A 21,952-nucleotide genomic window follows, 5' to 3' on the forward strand; every position below is an offset into this window, starting at 1 on the left:
TGCACTTACATCGGCAGCGCATCAACTAACTGAAGCGGCCTGGTTGATGTAACAGAGTCTAGAACAGACGAGCGAGAAGGGCAGTTACAGCGGTTTCGACGCGCAGAATGCGCTCGCCAAGTTGCACAGGCTGCAAGCCGGATTGTCGCAACAAGTCGACTTCATAAGGGATCCAGCCGCCTTCGGGGCCGATAGCCAGCGTGACAGGCTGGGTAACCGCGCGCGGGCAGGCAGGCAAGTCACCGGGGTGGCCGACCAGGCCCAGGGTGCCTGCAGCCATGTGCGGCAAACGGTCTTCAACGAACGGCTTGAAGCGCTTTTCGATGATGACTTCCGGCAGCACAGAATCGCGCGCTTGCTCCAGCCCCAGAATCAATTGCTCGCGAATGGCCTCGGGCTCCAGAAATGGCGTCTGCCAGAAGCTTTTTTCTACCCGGTAGCTGTTCAGCAGGATGACTTTCGGCACCCCCATGGTCGCGATGGTCTGGAACACCCGGCGGAGCATCTTGGGGCGTGGCAGTGCCAGTAACAGGGTGATGGGCAGTTTTGCCGGCGGGGCGCTATCCAGCGAAACACGCAGCTCTGCTTCATGAGGTTCAAGGCGCAGCAGTTCGGCGCTGCCCAGCAGGCCATTAATGCGGCCGACGCGCAGACTGTCGCCGACCTTTGCACGATGCACCTCCTGCATGTGCTTCAGGCGGCGGTCACGCAGGACCACCCGGTCAGCCGCAATGAAATCGGCTTCCTCAAGCAACAGCAGGTTCACGGTGTGGTCGCGGGCGGCTGATCCTGCTTGTCAGCGTCCTCGGCCTGATCGTCCGGATGTTCACCACGCTTCTTGATCATCGAACTGCACAGCACGCCCAGCTCGAACAGCAGCCACATCGGTACTGCCAGCAGCGTCTGCGAGAAGATGTCCGGCGGCGTCAGGATCATGCCGGCCACGAAGCAGCCGATGATCACGTAAGGACGGATCTTCTTCAGGTACTTGACGTCGACAATACCGATCCACACCAGCAGCACAACGGCCACCGGGATTTCGAAGGCCACGCCAAAGGCGAAGAACAACGTCATCACGAAGTCCAGATAACTGGCGATGTCGGTCATCATCGACACGCCTTCTGGTGTAACGCTGGCGAAGAAGTGGAAAATCAGCGGGAAGACCAAAAAGTACGCGAAGGCCATGCCTGCGTAGAACAGGATGATGCTCGACACCAGCAGTGGCACTGCAACGCGCTTCTCGTGCTTATACAAGCCCGGCGCGATAAAGCCCCAGATCTGGTGCAGGATGACCGGCATGGACAGAAACAGCGCGACCATCATGGTCAGCTTGAACGGCGTGATGAACGGCGAGGCCACGTCGGTGGCGATCATTGTCGCGCCTTCAGGCAGATAGACGCGCAGCGGCGCCGAGACCAGTGTGTAGATCTTCTGCGTGAAGTAAAACAGACCGGCAAAAATCAGGAACACTGCCGCGACACAACGCAACAGACGTGTACGCAACTCGGTGAGGTGCGAGATCAGCGGCATTTGCTGATCGTTTTCCGGGGTATCAGCGCTCATGGGGCTCGCGGTGGCAATGACGAATCGTGGACGGGAGGCGTCGGGACCGGTGTATCGGCATCGACTGGCTTCGCGGTTTTCTCCAGCGATAGCGCGGGTTTTGGTGCCGCAGGCTCCGCTGGGCCGAGGGTGTTGTGACCGGTGTTGGCGGCGTCGGGCTGCACAGAGGCCGGCTGCGGGCTAACCGGCTCGTAAGTGGTCTCGGGGTGCTGATTTTGCGCGAACATTTTGCGCGCTTCGTCTTCCAGCGAAATAATGTGCTCGTTGTGCAGCTGCCGACGAATTTCGTCGGCCCCGATTTCACGTTCAACTTCCTGTTTGATGGCATTGAAGCTGCGCTTCAACCGGCCGATCCATAAGCCTGCGGTGCGTGCCGCACCCGGCAGGCGCTCTGGGCCCAGTACCAGCAAGGCAACCAGGCCGACAAGCAGCAGTTCAGAGAAGCTGATACCGAACATGGGCTTAAACCTGGTCTTTGCGGATCGGCTCGTCGACTTTGTGCGCCTGCGCGTCGATGGTATGCGGCTGATTCAATGGCGAACCCTGAGGGGCAGCCTGTGCCTGCTGTGGCTGAGGTGCAGGCTGTTCTGCTGGCTTGTCATCGTCATTCATCGCCTTGCGAAAGCCCTTGATCGATTCGCCGACGTCGCTGCCTAGACCCTTGAGTTTCTTGGTCCCGAAAACCAGTACCACGACGATCAGGATGACGATCCAGTGTTTCCAGTCAAAAATACCCATGAAACAGTCCTCGTAAAAGATTTCAAGCTTGAAAGGGGTGAGCGTTATTCTGCCGTGCGAGCGGCTTTTTCCGCGTGGCCGGACAGGCCGAATCGGCGGTCCAGTTCATCGAGCACGGCTTGTGGGTGCTGACCCAGCGCTGCGAGCATCACCATGCTATGAAACCACAGGTCAGCGGTTTCATAGATCACGTCGCTGCAATCTCCGCTGACTGCAGCGTCCTTGGCAGCGATGATGGTCTCGATCGATTCTTCACCGAGCTTTTCCAGAATCTTGTTCAGGCCCTTGTGATACAGGCTGGCGACGTAGGAACTGTCGGCAGCGGGGTCCTTGCGTGATTCCAGCACCTCGGCCAGACGGGACAACGTATCAGTCATGTTCAGTGGCCTGCTGAGTAAATAGCGTCAGGATCTTTCAAAACCGGGTCGACGGTCTTCCAGCCTGAGTTTTCGTACACTCGGTAAAAGCAACTTTCGCGGCCGGTGTGGCACGCGATACCGCCGATCTGCTCGACTATCAGGATAATGACATCGGCATCACAGTCCAGGCGCAGTTCGTGCAGCTTTTGCACGTGACCTGATTCTTCACCTTTACGCCAGAGTTTGCCACGCGAACGCGACCAATAAATGGCACGATTCTCCGACGCCGTCAGGCTCAGGGCTTCGCGGTTCATCCAGGCCATCATCAATACTCGACCGGTCTTGTGATCCTGAGCGATTGCAGGCACCAGACCGTCGCTGTTCCAGTGAATCTCGTCCAGCCAGTCTTTCATATCTACTCCGGCAGCCGGCTTTCATGCCCGGCGGATTGAACAGTGTGCCAGCGCCATACGCTGCTGGCTATCGGCGAACGATCAGATACAGCCCGGCAATCAGCATGATCGCCGCTGGCCAGGCGGTGAGCGTCAGCAGTTGCGTAGCTGCCTCGCTCATCACCCAGCCCTGTATCGCGCCACCTACCAGCAACGCTGCACCGATAAGCCGCAGGACCGGCTCGTCCTTGCGCTCGTGCCAGGGACGTGGCGGATCCGAAGCGTGCGGGCGAGACATGCGCTCCAGCAAATCGCGGGTCATGCCCGCTATATGCGGCAGTTGCTCGACCTGTGACTGCAGATTGCCAAAAAGGGTTTTCGGGCTGACTCGCTCACGCATCCAGCGCTCCAGATAAGGCTGCGCGGTGCTCCACAGGTCCAGATCAGGGTACAACTGACGACCCAGCCCCTCGATATTGAGCAGGGTCTTTTGCAGCAGAACCAATTGCGGCTGGACTTCCATATTGAAGCGGCGCGCGGTTTGAAACAGGCGCATCAGCACCTGACCAAAGGAAATATCCTTGAGCGGCTTCTCGAAAATCGGCTCGCAGACCGTGCGGATTGCAGCTTCGAATTCATTGAGCTTGGTTTCTGCCGGCACCCAGCCCGAATCAATGTGCAGCTGCGCAACCCGACGATAATCACGCTTGAAGAAGGCAAACAGGTTACGGGCCAGATAATCCTGATCTTCCGGCGTCAGGCTGCCGACGATGCCGCAGTCGATGGCAATGTATTTCGGGCTCCACGGGTTGACCGTGCTGACGAAAATATTGCCGGGGTGCATGTCGGCGTGGAAGAAACTGTCGCGAAATATCTGGGTGAAGAAGATTTCCACGCCGCGCTCGGCCAGCAGTTTCATGTCGGTACGCTGGTCGGCCAGCCCGGCCATATCGGTGACCTGCAGGCCGTAGATACGCTCCATGACCAGCACTTTGGGGCGGCACCAGTCCCAGTAGACTTGTGGCACGTAGAGCAGGTCCGAGCCTTCGAAGTTGCGACGCAACTGGCTGGAGTTGGCGGCTTCACGCAGCAGGTCCAGCTCGTCGTAGATGGTTTTTTCGTAATCCATCACCACCTGCACCGGGTGCAGCAGGCGTGCATCGGCTGACACGCGCTCGGCCATGCGGGCAAGGATGAACAGCCACGCGAGGTCCTGGCCAATAATCGGCTTGAGGCCTGGGCGTACCACTTTCACCACGACTTCTTCGCCGGTCTTCAAACAGGCTGCATGCACCTGGGCGACCGAAGCAGATGCCAGCGGGGTTTCGTCAAAGCGACTGAAGACGTCGCAGATACGTGCGCCCAGTTGTTCTTCGATGAGATTGATGGCCACCTGCTGGTCGAACGGCGGCACGCGGTCCTGCAGCAGCATCAGTTCGTCGGCGATGTCTTCGGGCAGCAGGTCGCGCCGGGTAGACAGCAGTTGCCCGAACTTGATGAAAATCGGCCCCAGGTCCTGCAATGCCAGCCGAAAGCGTACACCACGGCTCAGCTCGGATTTGCGCCGTGGCAGCCAGCGCCAGGGCAGCACGAAACGCACCGCGAGCATCCACCAGGGCAGGGGCAGGGCGAACAACAGGTCATCAAGGCGATAGCGGATAACGACACGTTGAATGCGAAACAAACGGCGGACGGCAAGCAGCTTCATGCATTATCGCTGGTATTGAGGGAGTGGGCGAGGCGGGCAAAGCGCGCCTCGAGACGGTCCAGATCGAGTTTGATCTGATCGAGTTCGGCGAATCGTGCTTCAGCTTCGTGCTTACCCACCAGCGTACGCGATTCTTCGCTGAGGTAGTCGGCAACGTTCTGGCTGAGGCTGGTGAAACTTTCACGTGTCCAGCGTCCACTGTTGCGCAGTCGGCTGCTGAACAACTGACTGGCCACCGGGCCGACCCAGTTGGACAGTTCGTGTTCCCAGTCCAGTTCCAGGTCCTGAAGAATGCCGACCAGTTCCAGCAGTACGCCACTGTCACCGTCCAGCTCGACGTCGGGGCCGTGCAGCACAGCGGTCTTGTCCTTGCTCAGGGCCAGACGCAGCAGGCTGGAGGCTGGCGCACGCAAGGTGCAGTCGGCGTCAGCAGCCCAGTCTGCGGCCAGCAGCAGGCCTTCGTCACTGGGCAGGATGAAGATTTTCAGGGACGGATCGCGACAGTCCACGGCAATGACATGCCCGGACAGGCGCGCCATACGCGGTAGCGCGGTGCTGTCCAGGCGCAACACGCGATTGATGCCGTGCTCGATACTGGCGAGCAGCCCCCGAAGCAACATCAGGGTTTGATACCGCGATGCAAGGCCACGACGCCTGCCGTCATGTTGTGGTAGGTCACACGGTCAAAACCGGCTTCGACCATCATCGACTTGAGGGTTTCCTGGTTGGGGTGCATGCGGATCGATTCGGCCAGATAGCGGTAGCTTTCCGAGTCATTGGTGACCAGTTTGCCCATCAACGGCATGAACGCGAACGAATAGGCGTCATAGGCCTTGGACATGAGCTTGTTGGTCGGCTTGGAAAACTCCAGCACCAGCAGGCGTCCACCGGGCTTGAGCACGCGCAGCATGGAACGCAGAGCGTCTTCCTTGTGCGTCACGTTGCGCAGACCGAAGGCGATGGTCACGCAGTCGAAATGGTTGTCCGGGAAGGGCAGTTTCTCGGCGTCGGCCTGGACAAACTCGACGTTGCCCGACACGCCAAGGTCCAGCAGGCGGTCACGGCCGACCTTGAGCATGGAGGCGTTGATGTCTGCCAGCACGACCTGCCCGGTCGGACCGACCAGATTAGAGAACTTGCGAGTCAGATCGCCCGTGCCGCCCGCAATGTCGAGCACACGATTGCCGGTACGGACGCCCGAAAGCTCGATTGCAAAACGCTTCCACAGACGATGCATGCCACCGGACAGCAGGTCGTTCATCAGGTCGTATTTGGCTGCAACCGAATGGAAAACCTCAGCGACTTTTTCTGCCTTCTGGCTTTCCGGTACATTTTTGTAACCGAAGTGAGTCGTAGGTTCGGCATCGCTGCCTTTGCGCTGATCGTTCATATCGCTTCACCGGAATAGAGTGCGGGTCATTCTAATCGCCAGGGCCGGCTTTGTCTTGACAAGGCTCACCGGCAACGCTTTCTTGGATGCAGACGGCTGTATATAGTTGCGCCGCATTTCATCTGATCATCAAGGAAGCCTGCATGGCCAAGATAACCGTTGAACGCCCGCACGCACTGGGCCGGGAAAAGGCTCGCGAGAGGGCCGAGCAACTGGTCGAGAAGCTTTCCGACAAATACGGACTGGCCCACGAATGGGCAGGCGATACCGTAAAACTGGAAGGTAAGGGGGCCAAGGGCAAGGTTGAAGTCGAAGACGCGTTGATCCGTATCAACATCGAGCTGAACTTCATCCTGTCGGCCATGAGCGGCTCCATCAAGACTGAAGTCGAGCGCGTCCTGGATAAAGCACTGGCCGCCTGAGCATTCGCCCTAGGGTGAGCATTCTAATTTTTCTCCGTAACGTTGTGCTTATGCCCATAGCTGGGCGGTTCCTTCAACTTTCGAGCATGAGGTGCACCATGGCCAGAGCGAACACGAAGAAAAACATCGAAGACCAGCAATCCTCCACGCTTTCCGACGTCAGGCTGTATGCCCGCAAGATCTGGCTGGCCGGTCTGGGGGCCTATTCCAGGGTCAACGAGGAAGGCACACAGTACGTCAGGGACTTGATAAGGACTGGCGAGCAGGCCGAAAAGGAAGTCGTCAAAACGGTCGATGAAAAGCGTCTTGCGGCCAACAGCGAAATCGACTCGATCAAGGGCGAAGTGTCTTACGCCAAAGGTCGTGTCGAGGCGCAACTCGGCAGAATCGAGAGTGCTTTCGACCGTCGCGTCGCAAAAGCCTTGAACCGCATCGCAATCCCGTCTAAACATGATGTTGACACGCTCTCTGCCAAGCTCGACGAGCTGACGGCATTGCTTGAACGTGTCATGCCTAAAAAGCTTGAACGCTCCGGGTCGAAACGATTCGAACGTTCAGAGTCTGGACAATAAGGAGAGCAGGATGGCTGGCAAGAAAAAAACCGACAAAGACGGCAGCTCATGGATTGGTGAGGTCGAGAAATACTCTCGCCAGATCTGGCTGGCGGGCCTGGGCGCTTATTCCAAGATAAGCAATGACGGCAGCAAGCTTTTCGAGACACTGGTCAAAGACGGCGAGAAAGCCGAGAAGCAGACCAAGGTCGAGGCGCAGAAGCAGCTCGATGAGGTCAAGGACACCGCCAAGACCGCGAAATCGCGGGTTGGTGATGTGAAAGACCTCGCGGTGGGTAAATGGAATGAGCTGGAAGGGGCCTTCGACAAGCGCCTGAACAGTGCCATTTCGCGTTTGGGCGTGCCGAGCCGCAATGAAGTTCAGGCGCTGCACAGCAAGGTCGACCAACTGACCCGGCAGATCGAGCTGTTGACGGGTGAGAAAGCCAAACCGGTCGCTTCGCGTGCTGCTGCGGCTAAACCTGCACCGAAAACTGCGGCAAAACCTTTGGTCAAGGCTGCGGCTAAAACCGTCGCCAAAACAGCGGATAAAACGGCGCAGAAAACCGCAGCGGCCAAACCAGCAGTCAAGAAAGCTGCGGCCAAACCGGTCGATGCAGCCAGCAAGGCCGCTACTGCCACCGCCAGCAAGGCCAAACCGGCCGCGGCGAAGAAACCAGCAGCCAGAAAACCGGCTGCCAAGCCTGCTGCATCGGCGACTCCGGCAACCGGTGCGGCACCCGCTGCATCAGCCCCGAGCGCAGCACCGGCAACACCCGCCAGCCAGTCCTGACAGACAGCTGCAACATCGAAGCCCGGCCTGCCAAGCAGTCCGGGCTTTTTTGATATCCCCGAACACCGCCTGTGCCAATGCTTCTGGCCGAAGGCCGTGGGAGCGAACTTGTTCGCGAAGGGGCCTGCACATTCCGCGAATATGGATCGCCTGAACCACCGACTTCGCGAACAAGCTCGCTCCCACAAGGGGTGCGTTCAGCCTGCCGATGCGTTTTCTTATCGTGCCCAGGTTTACCTACCCAGATACTCCATCGCCAACTGTTCGGCAGCCTGCCTCGAGGTGGGCAGCAGGTGTGGGGTCACGAGCATCATGATCTGGTAGACCACCACCCGCACATCACCCTCGCGGCCCAGAATGCGTTGGTAATCCAGCGAAAACAGCAGGTTCATGGTGATCTGCTCCACCAGCTGCCCCAGCGCCTGGGTTTCGCTGACCAGTTGCCCCCGCGATTTCAAACGGGCCAGCAGTGACGCGAGGGTTTTCTTGATCGAGTTGAGCAGGTTGCGAATGCCGCGGGCCAGCTTTGGCAACCTTCCGGCGAGGTTGGACAGGTCTTGAAACAGGAAACGATAGTGCGATAACCGCTCGACAATCAGGTGCAGAAACATCCAGTAGTCTTCGGCCTCAAGCCTGGCATCCGAAGGCGGATCGAGCAGGGGTGCCAGCTCTGCCTGGAACCGCTCGAAAAGACTCAGAATCAACGGCTCCTTGCCATGAAAGTGGTAATACAGATTGCCGGGACTGATACCCATTTCATTGGCGATTTCCAGCGTGGAAACATTGGGCTCGCCCTGCTGGTTGAACAACGTCAAGGCACATTCAAGGATACGGTCGCGGGTTTTCATCCAGTCTTCTTGTTCAAGAGTCAAAGGGCCGGCTTTGTCTGATCGGGCAGGGCGCAATCCAGCGTTTCAGCGCACATGCACATAAGTCCCGGGCGCAGCCTCCATTGGTGGATAAGTAGCGTTGCCCAACTCCATCCTGGTGTCGTGCTCGGCCCCGGAATGCTCCTGAACCCACTTCAGCCAGTTCGGCCACCAGCTGCCGTCATGATGCTGCGCGTCGTAGTACCAGGCGCGCGGGTCGCTGCTCAGCTTGCTGTTCTCGACATAGTTGGCTTTCGGGTTGCCCGGCGGGTTGAGGATGCTCTGGATATGGCCGCTGCTGGACAGTACAAACTCGGTCTTGCCACCAAACAGCCGTGCTGATTTGTAGCATGAGGCCCACGGCGTGATGTGGTCATTGGTGCCAGCCAGGCAGAACACGTCGGCCGTTACCTGCTTGAGGTCGATCGGCGTGCCGCAGACTTCCAGCGCGTTGGCGCGGGTCAGCGGGTTGTTCTTGAACATTTCGATCAGGTCGCCGTGAAAGGCGGCGGGCAGGCGTGTGGTGTCGTTGTTCCAGAACAGAATGTCGAAGACGGGCGGCTCGTTGCCCAGCAGGTAATTGTTGACCCAGTAATTCCAGATCAGGTCGTTAGGGCGCATCCAGGCAAACACCTTGGCCATGTCACGACCTTCCAGCACGCCCGCCTGATAGGAATGGCGCTTGGCGGTTTCCAAAGTCTGCTCGTCGACGAACAGCGCGACCTCGGTATCCAGCGTTGTATCGAGCACGCTGACCAGCAGGGTCATGGCGTTGACTTTCTTTTCGCCCAAGGCTGCGTAGTGGCCCAGCAGCGCCGTGCAGGTAATGCCGCCGGAGCAGGCACCCAGCATGTTGAGGTCTTTGCTGCCGGTGATCGCCAGCACCACATCGACCGCTTCCTTGAGCGCCTCGATATAGGTCGACAGCCCCCATTCGCGTTGCGCCTTGGTCGGGTTGCGCCAACTGATGATGAAGGTCTGCACGTTACTGCGCAGGCAGAAGCGCGCCAGGCTTTTTTCCGGGCTCAGGTCGAAGACATAGAATTTGTTGATCTGCGGCGGGATCACCAGCAGCGGTCGCTCGTGAACCTGCTCGGTAATCGGCTTGTACTGGATCAGTTCCAGTACGTCATTGCGAAACACCACGGCCCCTCGGTGGTGCCCAGGTTTTTGCCAACCTCAAACGCGTCCATGTTGACCTGGCTCGGCATTCCGCCGTTGTTCACCAGGTCCTTGGCCAAGTGCGACAGACCATCGAGCAGGCTTTTACCGCCGGTTTCAAAGAACCGTTTCACGGCGGCCGGGTTAGCGGCAGAGTTGGTCGGTGACATGGCCTCGGTCATGAGGTTGATCACAAAGTGCGCGCGACTGATGTCTTGCGGGGTGAGATCGCTGCCACCGATCCAGTCATGCAGTTCCTTGCGCCAGGCGAGGTAAGTCTGCAAGTAACGGCGATACAGCGGGTTCTGGCTCCAGGCCGGATCAGCGAAGCGGCGGTCATCCGGTGTTGGCTGCAAGGCAGATTTGCCGAAGATCACGTTGCCGAGTTCGACGCTCAGGTGTGCGACGTGCTTGATGCTGTGGATCGGTTGTTTGAAAGCCTGACGCAAAACCATCCGGGCAGTACTCAGTAAATCCTTGCGCCGCAGGCCAACGACCGGGTTGAGGCCCAAGGTGTGCTCGGAAGCCTGGCGCTGCAGGTCATCGTCTTTCGCGTTACTCATCTACGACGCTCCATTGTCTTGATGCGAACACTGACATTCCTTGCCCGTGAACCAGTGACACAGGCGGTTAGCCAGCACTACTGCTCGTGTAACTCATGCCTTGCAGGCTGTTTCTCGCATCGACTTCGATGCAGGGAACTTGCCAAGGTTATTGGTTACGCGAGATTTCAAAAAATCGCAAGCAGCGTCAGCCACTCATTGGCCGCTGCGCGGAACATTGAAACAAAAACGATTAGAAAGCGCGTCCTAAAACGGCGAGCGGTGAGGCTGCACGGGTTTGAATGTTCTGTGAGGATCGCGCGGGCGGGCGGGATCAGAGCATCAGCTTGATGACTTGCTCGGAGGGATCGCGGGATTTGCCGGCTTTTTTCAGCTCTTGCAGGTAGTCCTCCCACAGGGACTCCTGGCGTCTTGCCAGCTCGTACAGGTACTCCCAGGTGAACAGTCCTGAGTCGTGGCCATCATCAAAGGTCAATTTCAGTGCATATTGCCCAGCCGGCTCGACCTTGCTCAGACCGACGCCCAGTTTGCCGAATTGCAGGATCGGCCTGCCATGGCCCTGGACCTCGGCAGAAGGGGAATGCACCCGCAGAAATTCGGCGGGCAGATGATATTCCTCATCCGGCGCGTACTTCAGCGTCAGGGTTTTGGAAGCTTTGTGCAGCTGGATGGCGGTGGGGAGCATTGAAAGCAGCCTCAAGGAAGAGCAGCTACAAGCTACAGGCAGAAGCAAAAAAGCTGCAAGAGGAGAACCTCTTGCAGCTTGTAGCCAACCGCTTGCAGCTTTAAAGGATATACCGCGAGAGGTCTTCGTTTTCGGCCAGATCGCCCAAGTGGCTGTTGACGTATTCTGCATCGATTTCAATCGGTGCTGCGTCAGGGCTGATAGCCAGATCGCCAGCGCTGAACGAGACTTCCTCAAGCAGACGCTCAAGCAGCGTGTGCAGGCGACGGGCACCGATGTTCTCGGTTTTCTCGTTGACCTGCCAGGCAATCTCGGCAAGACGTTTGATGCCTTCAGGCTTGAACTCGATCTTCAGGCCTTCGGTCTTGAGCAGCTCGCGATACTGTTCGGTCAACGACGCATGTGGCTCGCTGAGAATGCGTTCGAAGTCCTGCGGCGACAGAGCCTTGAGTTCAACGCGGATCGGCAGACGACCTTGCAGCTCGGGGACCAGATCACTTGGCTTGCTCAAATGGAACGCGCCAGATGCAATGAACAGGATGTGGTCAGTCTTGACCATGCCCAGTTTGGTATTCACGGTGCAGCCTTCGATCAGTGGCAGCAGGTCGCGCTGTACGCCTTCGCGGGACACATCGACACCGCCCGAATTACCGCGCTTGGCAACCTTGTCGATCTCGTCGATGAACACGATGCCGTGTTGCTCGACCGCTTCCAGCGCCTTGGCCTTCAACTCTTCGTCATTGACCAGACGGCCCGCTTCTTCTTCGCGTACCAGCTTGAGCGCGTCCTTGACCTTGAGTTTGCGGCTCTTGGTCTTGCCTTTGCCCATGTTGGCAAACAGGCTCTGCAGCTGATTGGTCATTTCTTCCATGCCGGGTGGCGCGGAGATATCCACACCTACGGCTTCGTTGATCTCGATCTCGATTTCCTTGTCGTCCAGCTGGCCTTCGCGCAAACGCTTGCGGAACAGCTGACGGGTGTTGGAATCATTGCTTTGCGCAGGGTCTTCATTGAAACCGACACGCGCAGGCGGCAACAGGGCATCGAGAATACGGTCTTCGGCCGCGTCTTCGGCGCGATGACGAACCTTGATGATCTCCTGTTCACGCAGAAGCTTGATAGCCGCATCGGCCAGGTCGCGGATGATCGACTCGACATCACGACCTACATAGCCCACTTCGGTGAACTTGGTCGCTTCAACCTTGATGAACGGCGCATTGGCAAGCTTGGCCAGGCGACGGGCGATTTCGGTCTTGCCGACACCGGTCGGGCCGATCATCAGAATGTTCTTGGGCGTCACTTCAACGCGCAGCTCTTCAGGCAGCTGCATGCGGCGCCAGCGATTGCGCAGGGCAATGGCGACGGCGCGCTTGGCATCGTCCTGGCCGATGATATGGCGGTTAAGTTCGTGGACGATTTCGCGGGGAGTCATGGACATGGTAATTCACGGTCCTCTGGTACGGTCAAGCCGAAGGGGCCGCAGACTGTGCGGCCCGGCAAGGGCTTAGCCGACGAGGTCCTGCTCCTCAATGGTGATGTTGTGGTTGGTGAACACGCAAATGTCGCCAGCGATATGCAACGAGGTCTCGGCGATTTCGCGTGCCGACAGGTCGGTCTTGAGCAGCAGGGCGCGTGCGGCGGCCTGAGCAAATGCGCCGCCGGAGCCCATGGCGATCAGGCCGTCCTCGGGCTCGACCACATCGCCGTTGCCGGTGATGATCAGCGAGGCGTCCTTGTTGGCGACGGCCAGCATTGCTTCAAGACGGCTCAGCGAGCGATCGGTACGCCAGTCCTTGGCCAGCTCGACAGCTGCACGAACCAGATGCCCCTGGTGTTTTTCCAGCTGGGCTTCAAAGCGTTCGAACAGCGTGAATGCATCGGCGGTTGCGCCAGCGAACCCGGCGATTACTTCACCGTGATAAAGACGGCGCACCTTCTTGGCGTTGCCTTTCATGACGGTGTTGCCCAGAGAAACCTGGCCGTCGCCAGCCATGACGACTTTACCGTGGCGGCGCACTGAAACGATGGTGGTCAAGGGAGAGTCTCCACACTGCGGGGCGAAAATGCCCTGATGCAAACTCATATGGGGGTGTGGGTGAGTATTTCAACCTTGGGGGTAAATCGGGGGGAAATGATCGTACGATTCTTGTCCCAACCCTTTAAGCGGACCGGACGACGCTTCGTTTGTCCGCGATCTCCCTGCTTTTATGGGAGCGGACTTGCCCGCGACGGGCTGCGAAGCGGCCCCAGAATAGGCTGCCTCGGCTGGCCTGATAAACCGATGCGGCTGGTTTTGCTGCCGGTTCCCGGCAGATCGCGGATAAGTCCGCTCCTACGACGACCGGGCAGAAGCTCCGTTCTTCGTACTCATCGAAACATCGCGATGAGCACGGAAACAGAGGTGCTTTGACTAACGGCTCTGACGCTGTTGCAACAACAGGTTACTAAATCCACCGCTTGCCAGTTGTTTCTGGGCGGTGGTCAGTTGTTCGCGGTTGCTGAAGGGGCCGACCAGTACGCGGTACCAGGTTTCATCTTTCACAGTGCCTGACTCGACGGTAGACGTCTGGCCCAGCAGGATGATCTGCGCGCGGACTTTCTCGGCGTCAGCCTGTTTGCGGAACGAGCCCGCCTGCAGGAAGAACGTCGTGACTGCTGCCGGCTTGGTCGTGGCAACCGGTGGCGCTGGCGGAGGCGTCAGGCCGCTGAGGGCTGCCTGGGCACGTGCCGTGTCGATCTTGGCTGCCTGCTCCGGCGAGACCGGTGCTGTCGGTGCCACAGGCGGCGGGGTCTTCTCCGGCACGGCTTCGTTCGGCACGATCACTTCCGATTCCGGCAGCAATGTGTAGAAGTCGTACTTCGGCTTGACCGGAGCCGTCGGGCTCGGTGGTGTTTTATTCGCCTCGGCGATCTTCGCGGCCTTGGCGTCCGCCTTGACCCGCTTGACGTCTTCGCCGCCCGGTTCAAGCTTCATCAGAAAGACCACGAACGCGCCCACGGTCAAGCCAATCGCCAGCCACAACCATCCTGGAATCGGCTTCTTCGCGGGTGCCTGATAACGGCTGGCGCCCCGCTTGGGTGCCGGTTTCTTCTTCGCAACTGCCAACTTACATACGCTCCAGAGTTTCCAGACCCAACAGGTCCAGGCCTTGCTTGAGGGTGCGGCCGGTCAGGGCAGCCAGACGCAGACGGCTTTGCTGCTGATCGGGATTTTCCGCACCAAGGATCGGGCAGTTTTCGTAAAAGCTCGAAAACAGACCCGCAAGGTCATACAGGTAAGCACAAAGTACGTGTGGTGTGCCTTTTTCTGCGACGTTATTCAGTGTTTCAGTGAACTGCGCCAGACGTGCAGCCAGTTCCTGCTCTTGCGGCGCTGCTAGGACAATCTGCCCCTTGCTGGCGTCGAACGGCGTGCCCAGCTTGCGGAATACACCGGCCACACGGGTGTAGGCGTACAGCAGATAAGGCGCGGTATTGCCTTCGAAGCTCAGCATCTGATCGAAGTTGAAGCTGTAATCACTGGCGCGGTGCTTGGACAGGTCAGCGTATTTCACCGCGCTGATGCCCACGGCTTTGGCAATGCTGCGCAGCTCGGCCTCGGCGACTTCCGGGTTCTTTTCCTTCACCAGCGTGTAGGCACGTTCTTCGGCTTCATCGAGCAGGTCGATGAGTTTGACCGTGCCGCCGTCGCGGGTCTTGAACGGGCGGCCATCGGCGCCGTTCATGGTGCCAAAACCCATGTGTTCCAGCTGCATGCCGTCGTGGACGAAACCGGCGCGGCGAGCGACTTCGAACACCTGCTGGAAGTGCAGGGCCTGACGCTGGTCGACGAAATACAGCACGCGGTCGGCCTTGAGCACCTTACTGCGGTAGCGGATGGCGGCCAGATCGGTGGTGGCGTACAGGTAGCCGCCACCGGCCTTCTGCACGATCACCGGCAGAGGCGTGTCATCGGCGGTGCGGAATTCTTCGAGGAACACACATTGCGCACCGTTGCTCTCGACCAGCAGGCCAGTGGCTTTCAGATCGTTGACCACGTTGGCCAGGTCATCGTTGTAGGCACTTTCACCCATCACGTCTGCCGGGGTCAGCTTGACGTTGAGGCGCTCGTAGGTTTCCTGGCAGTGCGACAGCGAGATGTCCTTGAAGCGTGTCCACAGGGCCAGACACTCGGCATCGCCTGCCTGCAACTTGACCACCAGGCCTCGCGCCCGCTCGGCGAACTCTTCGGATTCGTCAAAGCGCTGCTTGGCGGCGCGGTAGAAGTTTTCCAGGTCGGACAGCTCGTCGCTGGTCGCTGGCTTTTCCTGCAGATAGGCCAGCAGCATGCCGAACTGGGTGCCCCAGTCGCCCACATGGTTCTGGCGAGTGACTGTGTCGCCCAAAAACGTCAGAACGTTCGCCACGCCGTCGCCAATAATGGTCGAGCGCAAATGGCCAACGTGCATTTCCTTGGCCAGATTCGGTGCCGACAGATCGACGACCACGCGCTGTACAGCGCCCGCCTTGCGGACTGACAGGTGCGCGTCGGCCAGTGCAGCGTCGAGGCGTGCGGCCAGCGCCGCAGTGTTCTGGAAGAAGTTTAGAAAGCCCGGACCGGCAATTTCGACCTTGCTGACCTGCTCGTCGGCAGGCAGGGCGGCGATCAGCTTTTCAGCCAGATCGCGCGGTTTCATGCCGGCAGGCTTGGCGAGCATCATCGCGATATTGCTGGCGAAGTCGCCGTGCGTCTTGTCGCGGGCGTTTTCCACCTGAATCGCCGGCGTCAGCCCTTCTGGCAAGACGCCCTCGGTGACGAGACGGGTCAGGGCTTGTTGAATCAGCTGGCGAATGGTGTCTTTCATTGTGCTCTCTTCGACCGCAAGCGCGGTGGCGCTTCGATGCGCGGGTGGAAAAACTCCGCATTATCCGTTGCTCAAGCCTGCTTGCCAACGGCGTGACTTAATAAAGATCCACCGGGTCCACATCCAGCGACCATCTGACCTGTCGTCCGCTGGGCATTTGCTCCAGCGCGAGCAACCAGGTGGCAAGCAATTTGTGCAGTGGCGCGCGTGCGCTGGACTGTATCAGCAGCTGTGCCCGGTAACGCCCGGCGCGGCGTTCCATAGGTGCCGGAACCGGCCCCAGCAGCTCGATGCCGCCCAGGCCCATTTGCGCAACCAGTTGCTCGGCGTCACTGCAAGCCTGATCGAGAAAGGCTTCGGCCTGCCCCGGCTTGTGCGCTTCGGCGCGCAGCAGGGCGAGGTGTGAAAACGGTGGCAAGCCAGCCGAACGACGCTCGCTCAAGGCCTGCTCGGCGAAGGCGAAATAACCCTGCTCGGTCAGTTGGATCAGCAGTGGGTGATCGGCCAGATGAGTCTGGATGATCACCTTGCCCGGCTCTTCCGCGCGGCCGGCACGACCTGCAACCTGCACGATCAACTGCGCCATGCGCTCGCTGGCCCGGAAGTCACCGGAAAACAGCCCGCCGTCGGCATCCAGAATCGACACCAGCGTTACCCGTGGGAAGTGATGCCCTTTGGCGAGCATTTGCGTACCCACCAGAATGCAGGGCTGGCCGCGCTGGATAGTCGCGAATAACTGATTCATAGCGTCCTTGCGCGACGTGCTGTCGCGATCCACGCGCAGCACGGGAAAGTCCGGAAACAGGATCGCCAGGCGCTCTTCGGCGCGCTCGGTGCCCGCGCCTACCGGGCGCAAATCCACTTTGCCGCAGGACGGGCACTGGCGCGGTACACGTTCGACATACCCGCAGTGATGGCAGCGCAGCTCGCCCGAGCGCTGGTGCACGGTCATGCGCGCATCACAGCGCTGGCAGCCAGACATCCAGCCGCAGTCGTGGCACAACAAGGTGGGTGCGAAGCCGCGACGGTTGAGGAAGACCAGCACCTGCTGACCTGCCGCAAGCGTCTGGCCGATGGCTTGCTGCATCGGCCCGGAAATGCCGCTGTCCAGTGGCCTGCTCTTGACGTCCAGGCGCATGAAGCGCGGCTGTTGCGCACCGCCTGCACGCTGGTTCAGGCGTAACAGGCCGTAGCGGCCGGTGTAGGCGTTGTGCAGGCTTTCCAGGGACGGGGTGGCCGAGCCCAGGACAATTGGAATGTTTTCCTGACGCGCCCGCACCAGGGCCAGATCACGGGCGTGATAGCGCAGACCTTCCTGCTGTTTATAGGAACCATCGTGTTCTTCGTCGATGATGATCAGGCCGGGGTTCTTCATCGGCGTGAACAGCGCCGAGCGCGTGCCGATAATAATGTCGGCTTCGCCATCGCGGGCTGCCAGCCAGGCATCCAGTCGTTCGCGGTCGTTGACTGCCGAATGCAGCAGCGCGATGCGGGCATTGAAGCGCTGTTCGAAACGCGCTAGGGTTTGTGGCCCCAGGTTGATTTCCGGAATCAGCACCAGCGCCTGTTTGCCGGCCTCAAGCGTTTCGCGGATCAGTTGCAGATAGACTTCAGTCTTGCCACTGCCAGTGACGCCAGCCAGCAAAAACGCATGAAAGCTGTCGAACCCGGCACGGATGGCTTCGTAGGCAGCGCGTTGCTCGGTGTTGAGCGGCAATTCAGGCTGGGCCAGCCAGTGTTCATGGCGTGCGCTGGGTGCGTGGCTGCGAACCTCGACATACACCAGCTCCTTGGCCAGCAGCAGGTTGAGGCTGTCTTTATTAAGCATCAGCTTGCTCAGCAACTGATGCGCCACGCCATGCGGGTGCTGGGCGAGGGTGGTCAGCGCTTCGCGTTGCTTGGGCGCTCGCGCGATGCGCGGGTCGCCGACGCTGGCGCCCGGTGCAACGTGCCAGAAGCGTTCCTGGCGACTTTCGGCCAGTTCGCCCTGACGCAACAGCACCGGCAAGGCCCAGCTCAGCGTGTCGCCTAGGCTGTGCTGATAATACTGCGAGGTCCACAGGCACAGCTTGAACAGCGCGGGCGGCAATGGCGCTTCGCTGTCGAGCAGGGCGATGGCCGGTTTGAGCTTGTCGGCAGGCACTTCGCTGTGATCGACCACTTCCACCAGAATGCCGATCATTTCCCGTCGCCCGAATGGCACCCGCAGACGCATGCCAGGCTGCAAGGCGCTACGCGACACGCCCGCAGGAGCGCGGTAGTCGAACAGTCGGCGAAGCGGCGAGGGCAGGGCAAGGCGCAGGATGGCGTCGGGCACGCGGTGTTTCCCTGTGATGATGAGTGATGACGGAGGCGCGATCTTAGCAGACGACCGGTGTGAAGGTTCGCTTGCGTCGTTGCAATTGTCTGGTACTATCCGCAGCCTATTTCCGTGCGGTATTCAACAATAGTGTTGGATGGCGGCGCGTTAGACCGAGGAAGTACCGATGAAAGCTGATATCCATCCAGTTTACGAAGCCATTGACGCTACCTGCAGCTGCGGCAATGTCATTAAGACCCGTTCCACCCTGGCCGCTCCGCTGAGCCTGGACGTGTGCAACGAGTGCCACCCGTTCTACACCGGCAAGCAGAAGACGCTTGACGTTGGCGGCCGTGTCGACAAGTTCAAATCCCGTTTCGGTGCGTTCGGCGCTACCAAAGCGAAGTAAGACTGGCTGCCCCATGGGCATCTCCAGACTGCTTGAAAAGGCGCTCCTTGTGGGCGTCTTTTTTATGCCCGCGATTTGGGTGTCCGGCGCGCAGGCCTTCTGTCCTGCGCCTGCTTCGTTGCCGGTTGCACAGGTGCAGCGCGTGGTCGATGGCGACACGCTGCGTCTGAGTGATGGTCGCAGCGTGCGGATGATTGGGCTCAACACGCCTGAGACCGGCAAGAAAGGCCAGTCTGCCGAGCCGTTTGCCGAGGCTGCGAAAAGACGTTTGCAGGCACTGGTGGATGAAAGCGGCGGTCAAGTCGGTTTGCGTGTCGGCCAGCAGGGCAAGGACCATTACGGTCGTACTCTGGCCAACGTCTATGATCGCAAGGGTGCAAACCTTGAGGCGCAGTTGCTCAGCGAAGGGCTGGGGTATCTGGTGGCCGTTGCGCCCAACGTTGCGCTGGTCGATTGCCAGCAAGTTGCCGAACGTGCGGCGCGGCAGGCGCAATTGGGTGTGTGGCGCGACTCGCCGGTTCAGCCCTCGACCAGGCTGAGCAAAAGCGGCTTTGCGATTGTGTCCGGTCAGGTCAAGAGCGTGCAGCGCAATCGCGGCGGTATCTGGATCGAGTTGCAAGGCTCGCTGGTCCTGCGTGTTGCCCCGGCTAACGTGAACTCATTCGACACGGCAATGCTGGCGCGCCTCAAGGGCCGGCAGGTCGAGGCGCGCGGCTGGGTGGTCGATCGATCCCGGCGCGGTGCTCTGAAATCAGGGCAGGCACGCTGGCTGCTGCCACTGACCCACCCCGCGATGCTGAGCCCGTCAGGTCGATAGATACTGCTTTTTGGCCAGTTGTCTGGCGATGGGTGGCCGGTTGTTCACGTTTCAGGCATCTAAGCGTAAAGTCTAATCCTGTGCCTATTGACAGCAGTGACTGGTCAGTCTTGTTAGGACTATGCATCTTGCGTATCCTCGGCGGTCCGTCTGTCCCACAGTAAAAAAAGCGGAATCCAATACATGTCAGATTTGAAAACTGCCGCGCTCGAATACCATGCCAATCCTCGTCCGGGGAAGCTGAGCGTCGAACTCACCAAGCCGACTGCAACCGCTCGTGACCTGGCTCTGGCCTACAGCCCTGGCGTTGCTGAACCCGTGCGTGAAATTGCCCGTGACCCCGAGCTGGCTTACAAGTACACCGGCAAAGGCAACCTGGTAGCAGTTATTTCCGATGGCACCGCTATTCTCGGCCTCGGCGATCTGGGCCCATTGGCCTCCAAGCCGGTCATGGAAGGTAAAGGGGTTCTGTTCAAACGTTTCGCCGGTATCGACGTTTTCGATATCGAAGTCGATTCCGAAAGCCCGCAGGCATTCATCGACACCGTAAAGCGTATCTCCATCACCTTCGGTGGTATCAATCTGGAAGACATCAAGGCACCTGAGTGCTTTGAAATCGAGAAGGCACTGATCGAACAGTGCGACATCCCGGTTTTCCACGATGACCAGCACGGCACCGCTATCGTGACTGCTGCCGGCATGATCAACGCACTGGAAATTGTCGGTAAAACCCTCGATTCCGCGAAGATCGTCTGCCTGGGCGCTGGCGCTGCAGCCATCTCCTGCATGAAGCTGCTGGTGAGCATGGGCGCGAAGATCGAAAACATCTTCATGGTCGACCGTACCGGCGTCATTCACTCCGGCCGTACCGACCTGAACCAGTACAAGGCTGTGTTCGCTCACGCGACCGAGAAACGCTCGCTGACCGATGCGCTGGATGGCGCTGACGTATTCGTGGGCCTGTCAGGTCCTAATCTGCTGAGCGCTGAAAACCTCAAGCTGATGGCCAAGGACCCGATCGTGTTCGCCTGCTCGAACCCGGACCCGGAGATCTCCCCGGAGCTGGCTCACGCCACCCGTAGCGATGTGATCATGGCGACCGGCCGTTCGGATTACCCGAACCAGGTCAACAACGTTCTGGGCTTCCCGTTCATCTTCCGCGGTGCTCTGGACGTTCGCGCCAAGCGTATCAACGAAGAAATGAAGATCGCTGCAGCCAACGCCCTGCGCGAACTGGCCAAACTGCCTGTTCCTCAGGAAGTCAGCGATGCCTACGGCGGCATCAAACTGGAATTCGGTCGTGAGTACATCATCCCGAAACCAATGGACACCCGCCTGCTGGGCTTGATCGCCGATGCAGTTGCCAAGGCAGCCATCGAGAGCGGTGTTGCCACCCTGCCGTATCCGAAGCACTACCCGCTGACCAGCGTGGACGATGTGTTCAAGGGCTGATCCTTGATGCAATAAAAAAACCCCTGCAGCGATGCAGGGGGTTTTTTATGCCTGGAATTGAGATTATCGTTCCTCACGCTCCCGCGTGGGAATGCCTTGGGTGACGCTCCGCGTCACAAATCTGCGCAGCGCCGCTGAATCAAAAGAGGACGCGGAGCGTCCAGAACGGCATGCGACGCAGAGCGTCGCACGATAGTTGTGATTAACGGGGCAGTTGGGATTATCGTTCCTCACGCTCCCGCGTGGGAATGCCTTGGGTGACGCTCTGCGTCACAAATCTGCGCAGCGACGCTGAATCAAAAGAGGACGCGGAGCGTCCAGAACGGCATGCGACGCAGAGCGTCGCACGATAGTTGGGATTAACAGGATAGTTGGGATCATCGTTCCTCACGCGCCGGCGTGGGAATGCCTTGGGTGACGCTCCGCGTCACAAATCTGCGCGGCACCGCTGAATCAAAAGAGTACGCGGAGCGTCCAGAGCGTCGCACGATAGTTGGGATTAACAGGATAGTTGGGATCATCGTTCCTCACGCTCCCGCGTGGGAATGCCTTGGGTGACGCTCTGCGTCACAAATCTTCGCGGCACCGCTGAATCAAAAGAGTACGCGGAGCGTCCAGAGCGGCATGCGACGCGGAGCGTCGCACGATAGTTGGGATTAACAGGATAGTTGGGATTATCGTTCCTCACGCTCCAGCGTGGGAATGCCTTGGGTGACGCTCTGCGTCACAAATCTGCGCGGCACCGCTGAATCAAAAGAGTACGCGGAGCGTCCAGAGCGGCATGCGACGCAGAGCGTCGCACGATAGTTGGGATTAACAGGATAGTTGGGATCATCGTTCCTCACGCTCCCGCGTGGGAATGCCTTGGGTGACGCTCTGCGTCACAAATCTGCGCGGCACCGCTGAATCAAAAGAGTACGCGGAGCGTCCAGAGCGG

Annotated in this window: 22 protein-coding genes and 1 pseudogene; 6 read left to right on the plus strand and 17 right to left on the minus strand. The window is 59.3% G+C overall.

Annotated features, from left to right (window positions below):
* Positions 1–58 precede the first annotated feature (58 nt).
* The 9 genes from LJU29_RS01570 to ubiE all read right to left on the minus strand — a co-directional run bounded on the left by LJU29_RS01570 (position 59) and on the right by ubiE (position 6,150).
* Positions 59–766, minus strand: a complete 708-nt coding sequence (locus tag LJU29_RS01570; RefSeq protein WP_005752487.1) for a 16S rRNA (uracil(1498)-N(3))-methyltransferase — start codon at positions 764–766, stop codon at positions 59–61.
* Positions 763–1,563, minus strand: coding sequence for a twin-arginine translocase subunit TatC (gene tatC, locus LJU29_RS01575; RefSeq protein ID WP_257111557.1), 801 nt, complete (start codon positions 1,561–1,563; stop codon positions 763–765). Before tatC ends, LJU29_RS01570 begins: the two co-directional genes overlap by 4 nt.
* Positions 1,560–2,021, minus strand: coding sequence for a Sec-independent protein translocase protein TatB (gene tatB / locus LJU29_RS01580; protein ID WP_002551629.1), 462 nt, complete (start codon positions 2,019–2,021; stop codon positions 1,560–1,562). Before tatB ends, tatC begins: the two co-directional genes overlap by 4 nt.
* A 4-nt stretch (positions 2,022–2,025) precedes the next feature.
* Positions 2,026–2,301, minus strand: coding sequence for a twin-arginine translocase TatA/TatE family subunit (locus LJU29_RS01585; RefSeq protein ID WP_002551630.1), 276 nt, complete (start codon positions 2,299–2,301; stop codon positions 2,026–2,028).
* A 44-nt stretch (positions 2,302–2,345) separates the two neighbouring features.
* The gene (locus tag LJU29_RS01590) at positions 2,346–2,678 is read right to left on the minus strand and encodes a phosphoribosyl-ATP diphosphatase (RefSeq protein ID WP_257111558.1); all 333 of its coding nucleotides are present in this window, start codon (positions 2,676–2,678) and stop codon (positions 2,346–2,348) included.
* Positions 2,679–2,680: 2 nt separating this feature from the next.
* Positions 2,681–3,073, minus strand: a complete 393-nt coding sequence (gene hisI, locus LJU29_RS01595; protein ID WP_054077035.1) for a phosphoribosyl-AMP cyclohydrolase — start codon at positions 3,071–3,073, stop codon at positions 2,681–2,683.
* Between the two features lie 67 nt (positions 3,074–3,140).
* Entirely contained in the window at positions 3,141–4,760 is a 1,620-nt protein-coding gene (ubiB, locus tag LJU29_RS01600; RefSeq protein ID WP_054995052.1) for a ubiquinone biosynthesis regulatory protein kinase UbiB, read from the minus strand.
* Positions 4,757–5,380 carry a ubiquinone biosynthesis accessory factor UbiJ gene (locus LJU29_RS01605; protein WP_004654219.1) on the minus strand — a complete coding sequence of 208 codons (624 nt, stop codon included), beginning with the start codon at positions 5,378–5,380 and terminating at the stop codon, positions 4,757–4,759. Before LJU29_RS01605 ends, ubiB begins: the two co-directional genes overlap by 4 nt.
* Positions 5,380–6,150, minus strand: a complete 771-nt coding sequence (ubiE, locus tag LJU29_RS01610; RefSeq protein ID WP_002551635.1) for a bifunctional demethylmenaquinone methyltransferase/2-methoxy-6-polyprenyl-1,4-benzoquinol methylase UbiE — start codon at positions 6,148–6,150, stop codon at positions 5,380–5,382. The genes LJU29_RS01605 and ubiE overlap by 1 nt, the downstream gene beginning before the upstream one ends.
* A 143-nt stretch (positions 6,151–6,293) precedes the next feature.
* Between ubiE and LJU29_RS01615 the strand changes: the two genes are divergently transcribed.
* The 3 genes from LJU29_RS01615 (at position 6,294) to LJU29_RS01625 (ending at position 7,916) form a co-directional block, all read left to right on the plus strand.
* Positions 6,294–6,572 carry a polyhydroxyalkanoic acid system family protein gene (locus tag LJU29_RS01615; protein WP_002551636.1) on the plus strand — a complete coding sequence of 93 codons (279 nt, stop codon included), beginning with the start codon at positions 6,294–6,296 and terminating at the stop codon, positions 6,570–6,572.
* Between the two features lie 98 nt (positions 6,573–6,670).
* The gene (locus tag LJU29_RS01620) at positions 6,671–7,144 is read left to right on the plus strand and encodes a phasin family protein (protein ID WP_005752502.1); all 474 of its coding nucleotides are present in this window, start codon (positions 6,671–6,673) and stop codon (positions 7,142–7,144) included.
* 10 nt (positions 7,145–7,154) lie between these two features.
* Positions 7,155–7,916 (plus strand): phasin family protein, encoded by a 762-nt coding sequence (locus LJU29_RS01625; protein ID WP_060407067.1) that lies wholly within the window; start codon positions 7,155–7,157, stop codon positions 7,914–7,916.
* Between the two features lie 233 nt (positions 7,917–8,149).
* Here the strand turns inward: LJU29_RS01625 and LJU29_RS01630 are convergent, their stop codons facing one another.
* The 8 genes and pseudogenes from LJU29_RS01630 to LJU29_RS01665 form a co-directional block, all read right to left on the minus strand.
* Positions 8,150–8,764: a TetR/AcrR family transcriptional regulator gene (locus tag LJU29_RS01630; RefSeq protein WP_002551639.1), complete on the minus strand. Its 615-nt coding sequence runs from the start codon at positions 8,762–8,764 to the stop codon at positions 8,150–8,152.
* A gap of 66 nt (positions 8,765–8,830) precedes the next feature.
* Positions 8,831–10,509: pseudogene (gene phaC / locus LJU29_RS01635) on the minus strand (class II poly(R)-hydroxyalkanoic acid synthase).
* A 313-nt stretch (positions 10,510–10,822) separates the two neighbouring features.
* The gene (locus tag LJU29_RS01640) at positions 10,823–11,194 is read right to left on the minus strand and encodes a gamma-butyrobetaine hydroxylase family protein (protein WP_002551642.1); all 372 of its coding nucleotides are present in this window, start codon (positions 11,192–11,194) and stop codon (positions 10,823–10,825) included.
* Between the two features lie 100 nt (positions 11,195–11,294).
* Positions 11,295–12,632 carry an ATP-dependent protease ATPase subunit HslU gene (gene hslU / locus LJU29_RS01645; protein WP_002551643.1) on the minus strand — a complete coding sequence of 446 codons (1,338 nt, stop codon included), beginning with the start codon at positions 12,630–12,632 and terminating at the stop codon, positions 11,295–11,297.
* A 66-nt stretch (positions 12,633–12,698) separates the two neighbouring features.
* Positions 12,699–13,229, minus strand: a complete 531-nt coding sequence (gene hslV, locus LJU29_RS01650; protein ID WP_002551644.1) for an ATP-dependent protease subunit HslV — start codon at positions 13,227–13,229, stop codon at positions 12,699–12,701.
* A 375-nt stretch (positions 13,230–13,604) separates the two neighbouring features.
* Complete coding sequence (locus LJU29_RS01655; protein WP_002551645.1) at positions 13,605–14,300, minus strand: SPOR domain-containing protein; 696 nt, start codon at positions 14,298–14,300, stop codon at positions 13,605–13,607.
* 1 nt (position 14,301) lies between these two features.
* Positions 14,302–16,038 (minus strand): arginine--tRNA ligase, encoded by a 1,737-nt coding sequence (gene argS / locus LJU29_RS01660; RefSeq protein WP_257111559.1) that lies wholly within the window; start codon positions 16,036–16,038, stop codon positions 14,302–14,304.
* A 97-nt stretch (positions 16,039–16,135) separates the two neighbouring features.
* On the minus strand, positions 16,136–18,355 hold the full coding sequence (locus LJU29_RS01665) for a primosomal protein N' (protein WP_005752528.1): 2,220 nt from the start codon (positions 18,353–18,355) through the stop codon (positions 16,136–16,138).
* Between the two features lie 169 nt (positions 18,356–18,524).
* On the opposite strand from LJU29_RS01665, the gene rpmE reads away from it, so the two are divergent.
* From rpmE to LJU29_RS01680, 3 genes are all read left to right on the plus strand, one after another.
* On the plus strand, positions 18,525–18,746 hold the full coding sequence (rpmE, locus tag LJU29_RS01670; protein WP_002551648.1) for a 50S ribosomal protein L31: 222 nt from the start codon (positions 18,525–18,527) through the stop codon (positions 18,744–18,746).
* Positions 18,747–18,759: 13 nt separating this feature from the next.
* The gene (locus LJU29_RS01675; protein WP_005752529.1) at positions 18,760–19,563 is read left to right on the plus strand and encodes a thermonuclease family protein; all 804 of its coding nucleotides are present in this window, start codon (positions 18,760–18,762) and stop codon (positions 19,561–19,563) included.
* A 183-nt stretch (positions 19,564–19,746) separates the two neighbouring features.
* Positions 19,747–21,015 carry a malic enzyme-like NAD(P)-binding protein gene (locus LJU29_RS01680; RefSeq protein WP_002551650.1) on the plus strand — a complete coding sequence of 423 codons (1,269 nt, stop codon included), beginning with the start codon at positions 19,747–19,749 and terminating at the stop codon, positions 21,013–21,015.
* Positions 21,016–21,952 lie beyond the last annotated feature (937 nt).

This window comes from Pseudomonas ficuserectae (assembly GCF_024584585.1).
In the GTDB taxonomy this organism is placed as follows: Bacteria; Pseudomonadota; Gammaproteobacteria; order Pseudomonadales; family Pseudomonadaceae; genus Aquipseudomonas; species Aquipseudomonas amygdali.

Excerpts from the sequence above, each read along its gene's own strand:
- tatC (WP_257111557.1), bottom strand. The coding sequence starts at position 1,563 with ATGAGCGCTGATACCCCGGAAAACGATCAGCAAATGCCGCTGATCTCG.
- tatB (WP_002551629.1), bottom strand. The coding sequence starts at position 2,021 with ATGTTCGGTATCAGCTTCTCTGAACTGCTGCTTGTCGGCCTGGTTGCC.
- LJU29_RS01585 (WP_002551630.1), bottom strand. The coding sequence starts at position 2,301 with ATGGGTATTTTTGACTGGAAACACTGGATCGTCATCCTGATCGTCGTG.
- LJU29_RS01590 (WP_257111558.1), bottom strand. The coding sequence starts at position 2,678 with ATGACTGATACGTTGTCCCGTCTGGCCGAGGTGCTGGAATCACGCAAG.
- hisI (WP_054077035.1), bottom strand. The coding sequence starts at position 3,073 with ATGAAAGACTGGCTGGACGAGATTCACTGGAACAGCGACGGTCTGGTG.
- ubiB (WP_054995052.1), bottom strand. The coding sequence starts at position 4,760 with ATGAAGCTGCTTGCCGTCCGCCGTTTGTTTCGCATTCAACGTGTCGTT.
- LJU29_RS01605 (WP_004654219.1), bottom strand. The coding sequence starts at position 5,380 with ATGTTGCTTCGGGGGCTGCTCGCCAGTATCGAGCACGGCATCAATCGC.
- ubiE (WP_002551635.1), bottom strand. The coding sequence starts at position 6,150 with ATGAACGATCAGCGCAAAGGCAGCGATGCCGAACCTACGACTCACTTC.
- LJU29_RS01615 (WP_002551636.1), top strand. The coding sequence starts at position 6,294 with ATGGCCAAGATAACCGTTGAACGCCCGCACGCACTGGGCCGGGAAAAG.
- LJU29_RS01620 (WP_005752502.1), top strand. The coding sequence starts at position 6,671 with ATGGCCAGAGCGAACACGAAGAAAAACATCGAAGACCAGCAATCCTCC.
- LJU29_RS01625 (WP_060407067.1), top strand. The coding sequence starts at position 7,155 with ATGGCTGGCAAGAAAAAAACCGACAAAGACGGCAGCTCATGGATTGGT.
- LJU29_RS01630 (WP_002551639.1), bottom strand. The coding sequence starts at position 8,764 with ATGAAAACCCGCGACCGTATCCTTGAATGTGCCTTGACGTTGTTCAAC.
- LJU29_RS01640 (WP_002551642.1), bottom strand. The coding sequence starts at position 11,194 with ATGCTCCCCACCGCCATCCAGCTGCACAAAGCTTCCAAAACCCTGACG.
- hslU (WP_002551643.1), bottom strand. The coding sequence starts at position 12,632 with ATGTCCATGACTCCCCGCGAAATCGTCCACGAACTTAACCGCCATATC.
- argS (WP_257111559.1), bottom strand. The coding sequence starts at position 16,038 with ATGAAAGACACCATTCGCCAGCTGATTCAACAAGCCCTGACCCGTCTC.
- rpmE (WP_002551648.1), top strand. The coding sequence starts at position 18,525 with ATGAAAGCTGATATCCATCCAGTTTACGAAGCCATTGACGCTACCTGC.
- LJU29_RS01675 (WP_005752529.1), top strand. The coding sequence starts at position 18,760 with ATGGGCATCTCCAGACTGCTTGAAAAGGCGCTCCTTGTGGGCGTCTTT.
- LJU29_RS01680 (WP_002551650.1), top strand. The coding sequence starts at position 19,747 with ATGTCAGATTTGAAAACTGCCGCGCTCGAATACCATGCCAATCCTCGT.